This is a genomic window from Streptomyces sp. CB02414, assembly GCF_001905385.1.
Classification (GTDB): Bacteria; Actinomycetota; Actinomycetes; order Streptomycetales; family Streptomycetaceae; genus Streptomyces.
The window spans coordinates 257,907-273,415 of sequence record NZ_LIPF01000011.1 but is presented as its reverse complement, the minus strand read 5'-3'; the positions used below and the strand labels follow the sequence as shown (position 1 = coordinate 273,415).

Annotated in this window: 14 protein-coding genes and 2 riboswitches; of the genes, 8 read left to right on the top strand and 6 right to left on the bottom strand. The window is 69.6% G+C overall.

Annotated features, from left to right (window positions below):
- Positions 1–258: 258 nt before the first annotated feature.
- Positions 259–816 (bottom strand): glycoside hydrolase family 25 protein, encoded by a 558-nt coding sequence (locus AMK11_RS32450; protein WP_073731689.1) that lies wholly within the window; start codon positions 814–816, stop codon positions 259–261.
- Positions 817–946: 130 nt separating this feature from the next.
- Positions 947–2,362 (bottom strand): MFS transporter, encoded by a 1,416-nt coding sequence (locus AMK11_RS32445; RefSeq protein ID WP_073731688.1) that lies wholly within the window; start codon positions 2,360–2,362, stop codon positions 947–949.
- Between the two features lie 158 nt (positions 2,363–2,520).
- On the opposite strand from AMK11_RS32445, the gene AMK11_RS32440 reads away from it, so the two are divergent.
- Positions 2,521–2,772 (top strand): hypothetical protein, encoded by a 252-nt coding sequence (locus AMK11_RS32440; RefSeq protein WP_073731687.1) that lies wholly within the window; start codon positions 2,521–2,523, stop codon positions 2,770–2,772.
- Positions 2,773–2,847: 75 nt separating this feature from the next.
- Here AMK11_RS32440 and AMK11_RS32435 read toward each other — a convergent pair whose 3' ends face one another.
- The 4 genes from AMK11_RS32435 to gcvT all read right to left on the bottom strand — a co-directional run bounded on the left by AMK11_RS32435 (position 2,848) and on the right by gcvT (position 7,198).
- A complete protein-coding gene (locus tag AMK11_RS32435) occupies positions 2,848–4,215 on the bottom strand; it encodes an L-serine ammonia-lyase (protein WP_073731686.1) in 1,368 nt (455 codons plus the stop codon).
- Between the two features lie 98 nt (positions 4,216–4,313).
- Entirely contained in the window at positions 4,314–5,576 is a 1,263-nt protein-coding gene (gene glyA / locus AMK11_RS32430) for a serine hydroxymethyltransferase (RefSeq protein ID WP_073731685.1), read from the bottom strand.
- A gap of 15 nt (positions 5,577–5,591) precedes the next feature.
- Positions 5,592–5,969, bottom strand: a complete 378-nt coding sequence (gcvH, locus tag AMK11_RS32425) for a glycine cleavage system protein GcvH (RefSeq protein ID WP_073731684.1) — start codon at positions 5,967–5,969, stop codon at positions 5,592–5,594.
- Between the two features lie 110 nt (positions 5,970–6,079).
- Positions 6,080–7,198 carry a glycine cleavage system aminomethyltransferase GcvT gene (gene gcvT / locus AMK11_RS32420; RefSeq protein ID WP_073731683.1) on the bottom strand — a complete coding sequence of 373 codons (1,119 nt, stop codon included), beginning with the start codon at positions 7,196–7,198 and terminating at the stop codon, positions 6,080–6,082.
- A 44-nt stretch (positions 7,199–7,242) separates the two neighbouring features.
- Positions 7,243–7,359: riboswitch (glycine riboswitch) on the bottom strand.
- Positions 7,360–7,453, bottom strand: a riboswitch (glycine riboswitch).
- A gap of 180 nt (positions 7,454–7,633) precedes the next feature.
- On the opposite strand from gcvT, the gene AMK11_RS32415 reads away from it, so the two are divergent.
- The 7 genes from AMK11_RS32415 (at position 7,634) to AMK11_RS32385 (ending at position 15,507) form a co-directional block, all read left to right on the top strand.
- A complete protein-coding gene (locus tag AMK11_RS32415) occupies positions 7,634–8,302 on the top strand; it encodes an AAA family ATPase (RefSeq protein ID WP_073731682.1) in 669 nt (222 codons plus the stop codon).
- Positions 8,303–8,381: 79 nt separating this feature from the next.
- On the top strand, positions 8,382–9,149 hold the full coding sequence (locus AMK11_RS32410) for an enhanced serine sensitivity protein SseB (protein WP_073731681.1): 768 nt from the start codon (positions 8,382–8,384) through the stop codon (positions 9,147–9,149).
- 168 nt (positions 9,150–9,317) lie between these two features.
- Positions 9,318–10,115: an enhanced serine sensitivity protein SseB C-terminal domain-containing protein gene (locus AMK11_RS32405; protein ID WP_073731680.1), complete on the top strand. Its 798-nt coding sequence runs from the start codon at positions 9,318–9,320 to the stop codon at positions 10,113–10,115.
- Positions 10,116–10,430: 315 nt separating this feature from the next.
- On the top strand, positions 10,431–11,438 hold the full coding sequence (locus AMK11_RS32400; RefSeq protein WP_073731679.1) for an ABC transporter permease: 1,008 nt from the start codon (positions 10,431–10,433) through the stop codon (positions 11,436–11,438).
- Between the two features lie 70 nt (positions 11,439–11,508).
- The gene (locus AMK11_RS32395) at positions 11,509–13,308 is read left to right on the top strand and encodes an ABC transporter substrate-binding protein (RefSeq protein ID WP_073731678.1); all 1,800 of its coding nucleotides are present in this window, start codon (positions 11,509–11,511) and stop codon (positions 13,306–13,308) included.
- A gap of 106 nt (positions 13,309–13,414) precedes the next feature.
- Positions 13,415–14,413 carry an ABC transporter permease gene (locus tag AMK11_RS32390; protein WP_073731677.1) on the top strand — a complete coding sequence of 333 codons (999 nt, stop codon included), beginning with the start codon at positions 13,415–13,417 and terminating at the stop codon, positions 14,411–14,413.
- Complete coding sequence (locus tag AMK11_RS32385; RefSeq protein WP_073731676.1) at positions 14,410–15,507, top strand: ABC transporter ATP-binding protein; 1,098 nt, start codon at positions 14,410–14,412, stop codon at positions 15,505–15,507. Before AMK11_RS32390 ends, AMK11_RS32385 begins: the two co-directional genes overlap by 4 nt.
- Positions 15,508–15,509: the final 2 nt, after the last annotated feature.

Below are 15,509 nucleotides of genomic sequence, written 5' to 3'. Positions count from 1 at the left end.
CAACCTGTCCGGTCAACACAGCTAGGGCCTGTCCGGCGGATCAGGTCGCAGGAAAGGTGCGGCGACTGATCAGTGCAGGTGAGCGGAGTCTGGTGCGTCCAGCTGCAAGGCGGAGGAGGGCGTCGACGCGATGGGGGTCCCCCCGCGCGAGCGAAGCCGAGCGTGGGGGAGTCGGCAACCGACGACAACGCCGCAGATGGGCGTGCCAGACTCCGCGTCTGCGGCATGATCCGCCGGACAGGCCCTAGCTGCGGAGGGTTAAGCCCCCTGGGCCCACTCCCTCAGCGCGGCCTTGCTGCCGAAGTCCGCCGCGTTCGTGTCGACCGGGTCGTCGGTGTACTGGTGGAAGCGCCACTCGGCCTGGATGCGGGGCTTGCCGGCCGACACGTAGTCGGCGATCCAGAGGCCGTCACCGGCGTACGAGGTCGTGTCGATGTTCAGCCAAAAGTGCCGGTTGCAGTAGAGAATGACCCGATTGTCCGGCCGTAGCTCCTTCACCTTCCGGATGAACCGGTCCTTCTCCGCGTTGCTCGCGTGGGTGCCCTCGCCCGTCGTCTCCCAGTCGACGGCGAGGATGTCGCCCTTCCTCTCGGGCGCCTTGGAGACGAAGTACTCGGCCTGCGCGGTCAGGTTGCCGGGCCAGAGGAAGTGGTAGAAGCCGACGACGAGCCCGGCGTCGCGGCCGCGTTCGGTCTGGGCCGCCAGTCTGGGGTTGACGTACGAACGGCCCTCCGTCGCCTTGACGAAGACGAAGGAGAGGCCGTCCGTGTCGTAGCTGGAGGACTGGTACGAGCTGACGTCGATGCCGCGCAGCATGCGGACTCCCTCGGATGCCGGTGGGGCTGAAGTGCCTTCGGGGCGGAGGTTGTTGTTATGCCCGGTGGGTGGCGGCCGTACGCCGGGCGCGCGGGCGCTCGGCGTACGGCGGTGGTGAACGCCGGTCGGATCAGGGGGCGGAGGTGGTGACCGGGGCCGCCGGGGCGTCCTCGGCGGCCGGCGCGGCCTCGCCCTCGTCCAGGGAGACGTCCTTGGTCTCCTTGCCGAGCAGCAGCGCGACCAGCGTCAGCACCGCCATGGCGGAGAGGTAGACGCCGACCAGCCACGGGGACCCGTCCCCGGCCTCCCACAGCGCCACCGCGATGAACGGCGCGACGGCCGCGCCGAGGATCGAGCTGACGTTGTACGAGATGCCGGAACCGGTGTAGCGCACACTGGTCGGAAACAGCTCGGGCAGCAGCGCGCCCATCGGGCCGAACGTCATGCCCATCAGAGTGAAGCCGAGCACCAGCCACAGCACCACGCCGAGCGTGCCGAGGCCGATCAGCGGCACCCAGACCAGGCCGAAGACCACGATCGCGGCGGTGATCCAGATCAGCGTGGTGCGCCGCCCGTACTTGTCCGCGAGCGGGCCGGAGACCAGGGTGAACACGGCGAAGAACAGCACGCCGAAGATCATCATCAGGACGAAGGTGGTGTAGCTGTAGCCGAGCCCGGGAACGTCGGCGTCCTCGGCGGTGCGGCCGTAGCTCAGCGAGAACGTGGTCATCAGGTAGAAGAGCACGTACGTCGCCAGCATGATGAAGGTGCCGAGGATCAGCTGCTTCCAGTGACCCTGGACCACGGTGGCCAGCGGCAGCTTGCGCACCTTTCCGGTCTCCTGGGTCTTGGTGAACACCGCCGACTCCACGAGCCGCGAGCGCACCCACAGGCCGATCGCGACCATCACGGCGGAGAACAGGAACGGGATGCGCCAGCCCCAGCTGATGAAGGCCTCGGACGGCTGGGTGGGGTCGGCGCCGGCCGCGGACGGCAGCAGCGCGCCGATGATCAGGAACAGGCCGTTGCCGATGATGAAGCCGAGCGGGGCGCCGAGCTGCGGGAAGGTGCCGTACAGGGCGCGCTTGCCGCGGGGGGCGTTCTCGGTCGCGACCAGCGCCGCGCCGCTCCACTCGCCGCCGAGCGCGAAGCCCTGGGCGAGGCGCATCAGCACCAGCAGCCCGGTGGCGATCCAGCCGGCCTGCGCGTAGGTGGGCAGTACGCCGATGAGGAAGGTGGCGATGCCCATGGTGAGGAGGGAGACCACCAGCGTCTTCTTGCGGCCGAGCCGGTCACCGAGGTGCCCGAAGAAGACGGCGCCGATCGGCCGGGCGACCATCGCGGCACCGAAGACCGCGAAGGACGACAGCAGGGCCGTGGTCGGGTCGCTGTTCGGGAAGAACAGCTCGGGGAAGACCAGTACGGCGGCGGTCGCGTAGATGTAGAAGTCGTAGAACTCGATCGTCGTGCCGATGAGGCTGGCGATGAGGACCCGCGACCGGGGATTGACGGGGGTCTGGGCTGAACCGGGTGCTGGTGCGGGCATTGCTCGGTCTTTCACGTGCGAAACATGGATACCGCAACGATCTCAGCCGTCTTGTGTTTCGGAAAGCGAGTGTCATTATGTGAGACACCCGGGTCATGCCCGTTCGAGTGCTTGGACATGCTCGTCCGAGCTCGGGTGTATGAGGGGGAGGGCGGCCAGTGCTGACCGAGTCGGTCTTCCGGACGGATGCCCTTTCGCGGAGCGACCGGTACCGGCGCACGCCCAGGCTGATCCGGCAGTCCGATCCCGAACTCCTCCACCAGGTGAGGAACACCTGCGAGGGCGCGATGAAGGTCGAGGTCCAGATGAAGTACGGCACGGACCACCCCTGCACCAGGATCGCGAAGGGCAAGACCGTCCACTGCAACAGCAAGGGCATCAAGGTCTGGAAGGCAACCGTCCGCTGCTGACCGGACGTTCGCCGGCGCTCCGGCCCGGGCGGGCGCCGCACCTCGCGGCGCCCGCCCGGGGCGAGTGGTCTGCGCTCAGCACTCGATGATGTTGACCGCCAGCCCGCCCCGCGCCGTCTCCTTGTACTTCACCGACATGTCCGCGCCGGTGTCCTTCATGGTCTTGATGACCTTGTCGAGGGACACCTTGTGCGAGCCGTCGCCGCGCATCGCCATCCGCGCCGCCGTGACCGCCTTGACGGCGGCCATGCCGTTGCGCTCGATGCACGGGATCTGGACGAGGCCGCCGACCGGATCGCAGGTGAGGCCGAGGTTGTGCTCCATGCCGATCTCGGCGGCGTTCTCCACCTGCTCGGGGGAGCCGCCCAGCACCTCGGCGAGGGCGCCGGCCGCCATGGAGCAGGCGGAGCCGACCTCGCCCTGGCAGCCGACCTCGGCGCCGGAGATGGAGGCGTTCTCCTTGAAGAGCATGCCGATGGCGCCCGCGGCCAGGAGGAAGCGGACCACGCCGTCCTCGTCGGCGCCGGGGACGAAGTTCACGTAGTAGTGCAGGACCGCCGGGATGATGCCCGCCGCGCCGTTCGTCGGGGCGGTGACGACCCGGCCGCCGGCCGCGTTCTCCTCGTTCACGGCCATGGCGTAGAGGGTGATCCACTCCATCGCCAGGGCCTGCGGGTCGCCCTCGGAGCGCAGCTTGCGCGCGGTGTTGGCGGCACGGCGGCGGACCTTCAGGCCGCCCGGCAGGATGCCCTCGCGGGACATGCCGCGGTCCACGCAGGCCCGCATCACGCGCCAGATCTCCAGCAGGCCCTCGCGGACCTCGTCCTCGTCGCGCCAGGCCCGCTCGTTCTCCAGCATCAGGGCGGAGATGGACAGGCCCGTCTCGCGGGCGAGGCGCAGCAGCTCGTCACCGGTGCGGAAGGGGTACTTGAGGACCGTGTCGTCGAGGACGATGCGGTCGGCGCCCACCGCGTCCTCGTCGACGACGAAGCCGCCGCCGACCGAGTAGTACGTCTTCGTGAGCACTTCCGTGCCCGCCGCGTCGTACGCCCACAGGGTCATGCCGTTGGCGTGGTAGGGGAGGGCCTTGCGGCGGTGCAGGACCATGTCGTCGTCGTAGGAGAAGGCGATCTCGTGCTCGCCGAGGAGGTTGATGCGGCCGGACGACCTGATCGTCTCGACGCGGTCGTCGGCCGTCTCCACGTCGACCGTGCGGGGCGAGTCGCCCTCCAGGCCGAGCAGCACCGCCTTGGGCGTGCCGTGGCCGTGGCCGGTGGCGCCGAGCGAGCCGTACAGCTCGGCGCGGACCGAGGCGACGGAGCCCAGCAGCTCCTCGCCCCGCAGGCGGCGGGCGAACATGCGGGCCGCGCGCATCGGGCCGACCGTGTGGGAGCTCGACGGGCCGATGCCGATCGAGAACAGGTCGAAGACCGAGATGGCCACGGGGGACTCCTCAGAACGGGGGTGGTGCAGAGGTGGTGCTTCAGGGGGCGGGGTGCCGTGCCCGCTCGTGACGGGCACGGCACCCCCGTACGCGGTGTCTACTTGTTCAGACCCGGGTACAGCGGGTGCTTGTCGGCCAGGGCCTTCACCCGGGCCTTGAGGGCTTCGGCGTCGTAGGACGGCTTCAGCGCCTCGGCGATCACGTCAGCGACCTCGGCGAAGTCCTCGGCCGTGAAGCCGCGGGTCGCCAGGGCCGGCGTACCGATGCGCAGACCGGAGGTCACCATCGGCGGACGCGGGTCGTTCGGGACGGCGTTGCGGTTGACCGTGATGCCGACCTCGTGGAGACGGTCCTCGGCCTGCTGCCCGTCCAGCTCGGAGTCGCGCAGGTCGACCAGGACCAGGTGGACGTCCGTGCCGCCGGTCAGGACGGAGACGCCCGCCGCCTTCGCGTCGTCCCGCACCAGGCGCTCGGCCAGGATGCGGGCACCCTCCAGCGTACGGCCCTGGCGCTCCTTGAAGTCCTCGCTCGCGGCGACCTTGAAGGCGACGGCCTTCGCGGCCACCACGTGCTCCAGCGGGCCACCCTGCTGACCGGGGAAGACGGCGGAGTTGATCTTCTTGGCCAGTTCGGCCGTGGAGAGGATCACACCGCCGCGCGGGCCGCCCAGCGTCTTGTGGGTGGTGGTGGTCACGACGTGGGCGTGCGGGACCGGGTTCGGGTGCAGGCCCGCCGCGACCAGACCGGCGAAGTGCGCCATGTCGACCATGAGGTACGCGCCGACCTCGTCCGCGACCTTGCGGAACGCGGCGAAGTCCAGCTGACGCGGGTAGGCCGACCAGCCGGCCACGATCAGCTTCGGCTTGTTCTCCTTGGCGAGGCGCTCCACCTCGGCCATGTCGACCTGGCCGTCGTCGCCGACGTGGTAGGCGACCACGTTGTAGAGCTTGCCGGAGAAGTTGATCTTCATGCCGTGGGTCAGGTGCCCGCCGTGGGCGAGGTTCAGACCCATGATCGTGTCGCCCGGCTTCAGCAGCGCGAACATCGCCGCCGCGTTGGCCTGGGCGCCCGAGTGCGGCTGCACGTTGGCGTGCTCGGCGCCGAAGAGCGCCTTGACCCGGTCGATGGCGATCTGCTCGACCACGTCGACGTGCTCGCAGCCGCCGTAGTAGCGGCGGCCGGGGTAGCCCTCGGCGTACTTGTTGGTGAGGACCGAGCCCTGGGCCTCCATGACCGCGACGGGCGCGAAGTTCTCGGAGGCGATCATCTCGAGGGTGGACTGCTGGCGGTCCAGCTCGGCGTCGACGGCCGCGGCGACGTCGGGGTCGAGCTCGTGCAGGGGTGTGTTCAGAAGCGACATGCGGTCCGTGTCTCCTCAGCCGGCGGTGAAGGCGGTGTACTCGTCGGCGGAGAGCAGGTCGGTCGGCTCGTCCGTGATCCGCACCTTGAACAGCCAGCCGCCCTCGAAGGGCGCGGAGTTCACCAGCGACGGGTCGTTGACGACGTCCTCGTTGACCTCGGTGATCTCGCCGGAGACGGGGGAGTACAGGTCGGAGACCGACTTGGTGGACTCCAGTTCGCCGCAGGTCTCGCCCGCGGTCACCGAGTCGCCGACCTCGGGGAGCTGGACGAAGACGACGTCACCGAGCGCGTTGGCCGCGTGCTCCGTGATGCCGACCGTCGAAGCGCCGTCCTCGGCGGCCGACAGCCACTCGTGCTCCTTGCTGTAACGCAGCTGCTGGGGGTTGCTCATGGCCTGAATTCTCCTGTACGCGGGGGAGTGCTGATGAAGGGGGGACTACGGAAACCGCTGGTGATCAGCGAGAACGCGCGCGGGACGGCGAGGGTCCCGCCGCCCAGTGTCTACTTCTGACGCTTGTAGAACGGCAGCGCCACGACCTCGTACGGCTCGTGGCTGCCCCGGATGTCCACGCCGACACCCTCGGTGCCCGGCGCCGCGTGCGCGGGGTCGACGTACGCCATGGCGATCGGCTTGCCCAGCGTCGGGGACGGCGCGCCGGACGTCACCTCGCCGACCACCTCGCCGCCCGCGACGACCTGGTACCCGGCGCGCGGGACCCGGCGGCCCCCGGCGACCAGGCCGACCAGGACGCGGGGCGGGTTCTGCTCGGCCCGGGAAGCGGCCTCGGTCAGCGCGGCGCGCCCCACGAAGTCGCCCTCCTTCTCGAACTTCACCACCCGGCCGAGCCCGGCGTCGAAGGGCGTCAGCGCGGTCGTCAGCTCGTGCCCGTACAGCGGCATGCCCGCCTCCAGGCGGAGCGTGTCCCGGCAGGACAGGCCGCACGGGACCAGCCCGGCGCCCTCGCCCGCCTTGGTCAGCGCCTGCCACAGCTCGACGGCGTGCTCGGGCTTCACGAACAGCTCGAAGCCGTCCTCGCCGGTGTAGCCGGTGCGCGCGATGAGCGCCGGGACGCCCGCGACCGTGCCGGGCAGCCCGGCGTAGTACTTCAGGCCGTCCAGGTCGGCGTCGGTGAGCGACCCGAGGATGCCCGGGGACTCCGGGCCCTGCACCGCCAGCAGCGCGTACGCGTCCCGGTCGTCGCGCACCTCGGCGTCGAAGCCGGCGGCCCGCTCGGCCAGCGCGTCGAGTACGACCTGGGCGTTCGAGGCGTTGGCGACCACCATGTACTCGGCTTCGCCCAGCCGGTAGACGATCAGGTCGTCCAGGATGCCGCCGTCCTCGCGGCAGATCATGGTGTAGCGGGCGCGGCCCGGCTTCACGCTGCCGATGTTGCCGACCAGTGCGAAGTTCAGCAGGTCGGCGGCCTGGGGGCCGGTGACCGTGATCTCACCCATGTGCGAGAGGTCGAAGAGCCCGGCCCGGGTGCGCACCGCGACGTGCTCGTCGCGCTCGGAGCCGTAGCGCAGGGGCATGTCCCAGCCTGCGAAGTCGGTCATCGTCGCGCCCAGCGCGCGATGCGTGGCATCGAGCGCGGTACGGCGGAGTTCTGTGCTGCTCATCGGTCGGTCGTCTCCCAGGACAGGACAGGCACGGGCGAGGTCGTTCCTCCCCATCTGTCATCGGAACCTGAGAGGTTCGCCACGACCACCGGAGTACGGCGATCAGGGCTTGCACCTTGGGTGGGGCAGCCGTCGGACGGCGGCCCGCTTTTCAGATGTGCCTCGCCCGCGCGGTAACGGTGCCTGAGAGATTCAAGGGAGGGACTTGCTCCTTCGGCGCCCCGGCGCGGCCGGGGACTCTCCCGCGCGGATTCAAACGGCCGGTATGCAGTTGGCGCCGCCATCATTGCACGCTGCCCGCGTCCGTGGGCAGACCGATATCTGTAACCGGCCTGTGGCAGTAAGCGCACGAAAACGCGAGACCTGCGCATTACCTTCTCTTTACACTCGACGGGGATGGGAACTCGTGAACCGCCCCAGGGGAGGACGATCACGGTGAACAGGACCACGGCGTACGCCACCACCTCGGGTCTCGCGCTGCCCAAGCAGCCCGTCGCCCCGGCACCTCAGGCGTGCGCCGAACTGCCCGCACCCGTCGTCCGCGACCTGAGGGACCGCGGCGGCCGCAGCCCGCACGCCCTGCTCTTCGGACCCCGGGACCTGGTGGTGATCACCGGCCTGCCCGGCAGCGGCAAGTCGACGCTGATGCGGCGCACCGTACGCGGCCGGCGCATCGACTCCCAGGACACCCGCGACCGCTGGGACCGCCGCATGCCGCGCTTCCTGCCGTACGCCCTCTACCGCCCCCTCGTCCGCCTCGCCCACTACGCCGGACTGCGCAGGGCGCTGCGCTCCGGCGAGGGCGTCGTCGTGCACGACTGCGGCACGCAGTCCTGGGTGCGCGCCTGGCTGGCCCGCGAGGCCCGCCGCCGCGAGGGCGCCCTGCACCTGCTGCTCCTCGACGTCGACGCCGACGACGCGCTGGCCGGCCAGCGGGAGCGCGGCCGGGGCGTGTCGCGGTACGCCTTCCTGCGGCACCGCACGGCCAGCACCCGCCTGCTGCGCGCGGTGGCCGAGGGCACCCTGCCCGCGGGCTGCACCTCGGCCGTCCTCCTGGACCGTGCCGCGGCCGACACCCTCCACCGGATCGCGTTCACCGGGTGACGCACCGTAGGGCCGCACACCCGAACGGGTTAGCCTTTTCAGCCACAGCAGCGGTACCAGGCAGGCGGTAGGCGGACAGATGGACTTCCCGGCACAGGCGCACCCCCACCCGCACGGCGGATGGCCCGGCAACGAGCTGGAGGAGGTGCTGTCCGCCTCCCTCGGCGTCCCGTCGGCCGGCGGCCGGATCGTGGAGGTGCTCGGCCGCAGCTTCCTGTGGATACCCCTGCCGAACGGCGGCGGCCCGCACAGCGGCCCCCTCGACCTGCCCTCGCTGGAGATCGACGGCCAGGCCTACGTCCCGGTGTTCAGCTCCGAGGAGCAGCTCCGCCAGGTCGCCGGCGCGCAGATGGCGTACACCGTCGCCCCGGCCGTGGAGTTCGCCCGGGGCCTGCCCCCGCAGGTCGGCATCGCCGTCAACCCGGACGGCGTCGTCGGCATCCCGCTGCCGCCGCCCGCCGTGGCCGAGCTGTGCCGGGCCGGCCGCACCCCGCTGGACGGGCCCGCGTCCGGCGGCCGGGTCCGCCTCTTCGAGCCGGACTGGCAGGACGACCCGGTGGACTTCCTGGCCGCCGCCTCCGCCGAGTTCGCCGCGACCGGCGTCGTCCGCACCGCCCGCCGCTGCATGGCCGCCATCGAGACCGCCGACCCGGTGGTCTTCGTAGGCGTCGAACTCACCCACTGGGAGGGCGACGCCCGAGCCCTCCCCCTCGAAGCCCTTGGCCGAGCCCTCACCAAGGCCCCCCTGAACACCCAGGTCAACCTGGTCCTCCTGGAGGCAGCCCAGGACCCGGTCTGCGACTGGCTGCGAACGAACGTCCACCCCTTCTACGACCGCGACTTGTAGTCACCGGTGAGAGCAGTGCCGGTAAGGGGCGCGGGGAACTGCGCGACCAGCCACGGCGGCGCCGCAGACGCACGACAACAGCACCCCCCCGAGCTCATAGGCGCCCCCCGTCCGGCGGAGCCTTAAGCTGGGTTCACAACCGGGGAACTTCTCGAAGGGGCGATACACGTGAGCGCCAGCGGCACCACGACCGGACAGGTCGAGCACATGCTGCGCCAGGTGACCCCCGGGCGCTACGACGCCTACGAGGCCCTGCTCCGCGCGCTCGCCACCCCCACCTCCGGCCAGGTCTGGATGCTGCTCTGGCACGGCCAGGCCGGCTCCCCGGACGCCCAGTACGGGAACATGGAGGTCGACGGCTACGGGTACGCGCCCTGCGTCACCTCCGCCCAGGAGCTGTCGGCCAGCGGCTGGAACCGGTCGTACGAGGTGGTCGACGGACTGGAGGCGGCCCGCGCCCTCTACCCCGACCGCTACGGCCTGTGGCTCAACCCGCACGCCCCCGGCGGCGGCGTCGGCATCCCCTGGCTCGACCTGCGCCGCATCGCCTCCGGCCTGGACCGTCAGCCCGCCGGCCCCCTGCGGCTGTCCGAACCGGCCATCGAGATCCCGCAGTTCTACGCCCTGCTCGCGCAGAACGCCCATCGCACCCCGGCGGTCCGCGCGCTGCGCCGCGCCTGGGTGCAGCCGGCGCTCGGGGCGCCCTACCTCGCCATCGGTCTCGACGTGTACGACACCTCCCCGCCGGCCGTCGACGCGGTGCGCGCGATGATGCAGCAGTCCGTCGGCGCGGTCCCGGACGGGCTGCCCGTGTCGACCGTCGCGATGACCGACGCCCACGACCCGGTCGCCATGTGGCTGCGTGCCAACGCCCGCCCGTTCTACGACCGCGAGGCCCACGCGGCCGCCCCCGCACAGGCGCCGGCGGGCGGGTACGGATACCCTCCGGCCCAGGGCCGGTACTGACCGTCCGGCGGCTCCTTCCGCCCGCGGTGGGCGGACATCTTCGCGCGTAGACGAGGACGTATGGCACCACTGTGCCGCCGATGCCCCAACTCGTCCGCGTCCGGCCCCCGTTACCCACTGTCCGGATAACGGAACACCTCGAACAGCATCACGGTTGCGCATCCATTCCCCGTCAAGTCTGGCTACAGATCGCCAAAGCGTTGAAGACTCCCGCACCAAGGGGTGGTTGTTCGCCCCTGTGTACGACGGACTGATCACGCCGCTACAGCGGCAAGTGCGGGCCGGCTACCGCCGGTTGAGAGGGGTCCCTGCCAGATGACGGCACCATTGCACGAGCCGACCGCGGAGGCGGCCCCGAGCGCGGCCGAGGAGGCGGCGGTTGCCGGCACCGAGGCCAAGGCGGTTCAGGGGCGTTCCCTCGGCCGCATCGCCTGGGAGCGCCTGAAGCGGGACAAGCTGGCCCTCGCGGGTGGCATCGTCGTGCTCTTCCTCATCGTGGTCGCGATCTTCGCGCCCCTGATCACCTCGCTCTACGGCCAGGACCCCAACGAGTTCCACGAGGACCTGATCGACCCGCTGTTCGGTACGCCCACCGACTCCCTGGGCGGCATGAGCGGCGAGCACTGGCTGGGCGTCGAGCCGGTCAACGGCCGTGACATCTTCGCCCGCATCGTCCACGGCGCCCGGATCTCGCTCCTCGTCGGCTTCCTGTCCGCGATCGTGGCCGTGATCATCGGTACCGTCCTCGGTGTCCTGGCCGGCTTCTTCGGCGGCTGGGTCGACGCCCTCATCAGCCGGATCATGGACGGCCTGCTGGCCTTCCCGCAGCTGCTCTTCATCATCGCGCTGGTCTCGGTCATGCCGGACAGCATGCTGGGCCTCAGTGGCACCGGCGTCCGCCTGCTCATGATGATCCTGGTCATCGGCTTCTTCGGCTGGCCCTACATCGGCCGTGTGGTCCGCGGCCAGACCCTCTCCATGCGCGAACGGGAGTACGTCGAGGCGGCCCGGTCCCTGGGTGCCGGGCGCTTCTACATCCTGTTCAAGGAACTGCTGCCCAACCTGGTCGCGCCGATCATCGTCTACACGACGATGATGATCCCGACCAACATCCTCACCGAGGCCGCACTCAGCTTCCTGGGCGTGGGCGTCAAGCCGCCCACCTCCTCCTGGGGGCAGATGCTGTCGAGCGCGATCGACTACTACAAGTCGGATCCCATGTACATGGTGATCCCGGGTGTGGCGATCTTCATCACCGTTCTTGCCTTCAACCTCTTCGGTGACGGCGTACGCGACGCACTGGACCCGAAGGGGTCCCGCTGACCTGCCGTTCCGTAAAGCGACCCGTGGCACCTGCACGGGGTCTCTCATCTAATCCGGAGGATCCGAGATCGTGACTACCCAACGCACCTCAGGGCGGCGCAAGCAGGCTTTGGCCGCTGCCGCAGTGGTCGCCGCGCTGCTGACCACGGCGGCGTGCGGCGGCGGCGGAGACGACAGCAACGGCGGCTCGAAGAACGGCGCGCCCGGCTTCGACGCGGCCAACAACAAGGTCGCCCAGGCCTCCGCGGCCAAGAAGGGCGGCACCCTGAAGTTCGCGAGCACGCAGGACGCCGACTCGTGGGACACCACGCGCGGCTACTACGGCTTCATGTGGAACTTCTCCCGCTACTACAGCCGCCAGCTCGTCACGAACAAGACCGAGCCGGGTTCGGCGGGCGCCGAGGTCACCCCCGACCTCGCCACCGGTCTCGCCAAGGTCTCCGACGACGGCAAGACCTACACGTACACCCTGCGTGACGGCGTCACCTGGGAGGACGGCAAGCCGATCACCTCCAAGGACGTCAAGTACGGCATCGAGCGCGTCTGGGCGCAGGACGTGCTGTCGGGCGGTCCGACGTACCTCAAGGAGGTGCTCGACCCCAAGGACGAGTACCAGGGTCCGTACAAGGACAAGTCCAAGGACAAGCTGGGTCTGAAGGCGATCGAGACGCCGGACGACAAGACCATCGTCTTCAAGCTGCCGAAGGCCAACTCGGACTTCGAGGAGATGCTGGCGCTGACCTCGGCGTCCCCGGTCCGCCAGGACAAGGACACCAAGTCCAAGTACGGCCTGCGCCCGTTCTCCTCGGGCCCGTACAAGTTCGAGTCCTACAACCCCGGCAAGGACCTGACCCTGGTCCGCAACACCGAGTGGAACCAGGACTCGGACCCGGTCCGCAAGGCGTACCCGGACAAGATCACGATCAAGTTCTTCTCCAACGCCAACGACCTGGACGCCCGTCTCATCGCGGGTGACTACGACCTGGACCTCGCCCAGACCGGTCTGTCCCCGCAGGGCCGCACCACCGCCCTGAAGGAGCACAAGGAGAACCTGGACAACCCGGTCTCCGGCTACATCCGCTACGCGACGTTCGCGACGAACGTCGAGCCGTTCAACAACATCCACTGCCGCAAGGCCATGATCTACGGCGCCGACCACGTCTCGCTGCAGACCGCGCGCGGCGGCCCGGTGGCCGGCGGTGACATCGGCACCAACATGCTGCCGCCGTCCGTCCCGGGCTCCGAGGGCCAGAAGTACGACCCGTACGAGATCGCCGGTGCCAACAAGAAGGGCAACGTCGAGAAGGCCAAGGAAGAGCTGAAGGCCTGCGGCAAGCCCAACGGCTTCAAGAGCAAGATCGCCGTCCGCAACAACAAGCCGGTCGAGGTCGCCACGGCCGAGTCGATGCAGGCGTCGCTGAAGAAGGTCGGCATCGACCTCGAGATCGAGCAGTACGACGGCTCGCAGTACGCCAGCGTCGTCGGCAGCCCCTCCAACGTGGCCAAGAAGGGCTACGGCGTCATCATCATGGGCTGGGGCCCGGACTTCCCGTCCGTCCAGGGTTACGGTCTGCCGCTGTGGCACAGCGACTACATCCTTGAGAGCGCCAACAACAACTTCGCGCTGATCAAGGACAAGGAGATCGACGGCCTGTTCGACAGCTACCTGACCGAGCTGGACGACGCCGGCAAGGCCAAGATCGCCACGGAGATCAACCACAAGGTGATGGAGGGCGCGTACTACCTGCCCTTCGTCTTCGAGAAGTTCATCAACTGGCGCTCGGACAACCTGGCGAACGTGTACACCACCGACGGCTACAGCGGTATGTACGACTTCGTCAACCTCGGTCTGAAGAACCCGAAGAAGTAACCGGCACACCCGCCGTACGGCACGAAAGGCAGGTGAAGGCCGGCGCGGCGTGACCGCGGGCCCGGGACGATCTCCTGGGCCCGCGGTCCGCGGCGGGCCGCACGCTGTGCTCGCTTACCTCATCAGGCGGCTGTTCGCCGCCGCAGTGATGCTGGTGGTCATCATCCTGGTGGTCTTCTGCATCTTCTTCCTCGTCCCCAAGTGGGCGGGCGTCGACATCGCCCTGAACTACGTGGGCAAGCAGGCCGGCCCCGACGCCGTCGAGGCCGTGCGGCAGAAGCTGAGCCTTGACGACCCGGTCGTCGTCCAGGCCTGGGAGTTCATCAAGGGCATCTTCGTGGGGCGCACCTACGCCTCCGGCGGCGACGTGACCAACTGCACCGCGCCGTGCTTCGGGTACTCCTTCAAGACCGAGCAGGCCGTCTGGCCGGTGCTGACCGAGCGTTTCCCGGTGACCCTGGCCCTCGCTCTCGGTGCCGCCGTGCTCTGGCTGATCTTCGGCCTGGCCGCCGGTGTGCTCTCCGCGCTCAAGCGGGGCACCCTGTGGGACCGCGGCGCGATGATCGTCGCGCTCGCGGGCGTCTCCCTGCCCATCTACTTCACCGGTCTGCTCAGCCTGGCGATCTTCTCCTACGGCCTGGGCTGGATCGACGGCGAGTTCGTGCCCCTGGAGGACAGCCTCACCGGCTGGCTCGGCGGCATGATCCTGCCCTGGGTCACCCTGGCCTTCCTGTACGCCGCGATGTACGCCCGGATCACCCGGGCCACCATGATGGAGATCCTCGGCGAGGACTACATCCGCACCGCGCGCGCCAAGGGCCTGAGGGAACCGGTCGTCATCCGCAAGCACGCCATGCGGTCGACGCTGACCCCGCTGCTCACCATGCTCGGCATGGACCTCGGCGCCCTCATGGGCGGCGCGATCCTCACCGAGACGACGTTCAGCCTCCCCGGTCTCGGCCAGAAGGTCCTGGACGCGATCCAGAACAACGACCTGCCGTTTATCCTGGGCGTCACCCTGATCACTTCTCTCGCGGTGCTGATCGCCAACCTCGTGGTGGACGTCCTGTACGCCGTGATCGACCCCCGAGTGAGGCTCGCATGACCGACCTCAGCAAGAGCGGAGCAGCCGTGGGCGAACCCACCGGCTCCTCGCCCGCGCCGAGCGCCTTCCTGGAAGTACGCGACCTGAAGGTGCACTTCCCGACCGACGACGGCCTGGTCAAGTCCGTCGACGGCCTCAGCTTCCAGCTGGAGCGGGGCAAGACCCTCGGCATCGTCGGCGAGTCCGGCTCCGGCAAGTCGGTGACCTCGCTCGGCATCATGGGCCTGCACACCGCCGGCCAGTACGGCAAGCGCAAGGCGCAGATCTCCGGCGAGATCTGGCTGGACGGCACCGAGCTGCTCTCCGCCGACCCGGACCACGTGCGCAAGCTGCGCGGCCGCGAGATGGCGATGATCTTCCAGGACCCGCTGTCCGCGCTGCACCCGTACTACACGATCGGGCAGCAGATCGTGGAGGCGTACCGCATCCACCACGACGTGGACAAGAAGACCGCCAAGCGCCGCGCGGTGGAGATGCTCGACCGCGTCGGCATCCCGCAGCCGGACAAGCGGGTGGACAGCTACCCGCACGAGTTCTCCGGCGGTATGCGCCAGCGCGCGATGATCGCGATGTCGCTGGTCAACAACCCCGAGCTGCTCATCGCGGACGAGCCGACCACCGCCCTGGACGTGACCGTCCAGGCGCAGATCCTCGACCTCATCCGGGACCTGCAGAAGGAGTTCGGCTCCGCGGTCATCATCATCACCCACGACCTGGGCGTCGTCGCCGAGCTGGCCGACGACCTCCTGGTGATGTACGGCGGCCGCTGCGTCGAGCGGGGCCCGGCGGAGAAGGTGTTCTACGAGCCCCGGCACCCCTACACCTGGGGCCTGCTCGGCTCGATGCCGCGGCTCGACCGCGACCAGCAGGAGCGCCTCACCCCGGTCAAGGGCTCCCCGCCCTCCCTGATCAACCTCCCGTCCGGCTGCGCCTTCAACCCGCGCTGCCCGTACGCCGACGTGCCCAAGGACGACGTCACCCGCACGGTCCGCCCCGAGCTGACCGAGGTCGGCAGCAAGCACTGGGCCGCCTGCCACATGTCGCAGGAGCAGCGGGAGCGGATCTGGACCGAAGAGATTGCGCCGAAGCTGTGAGC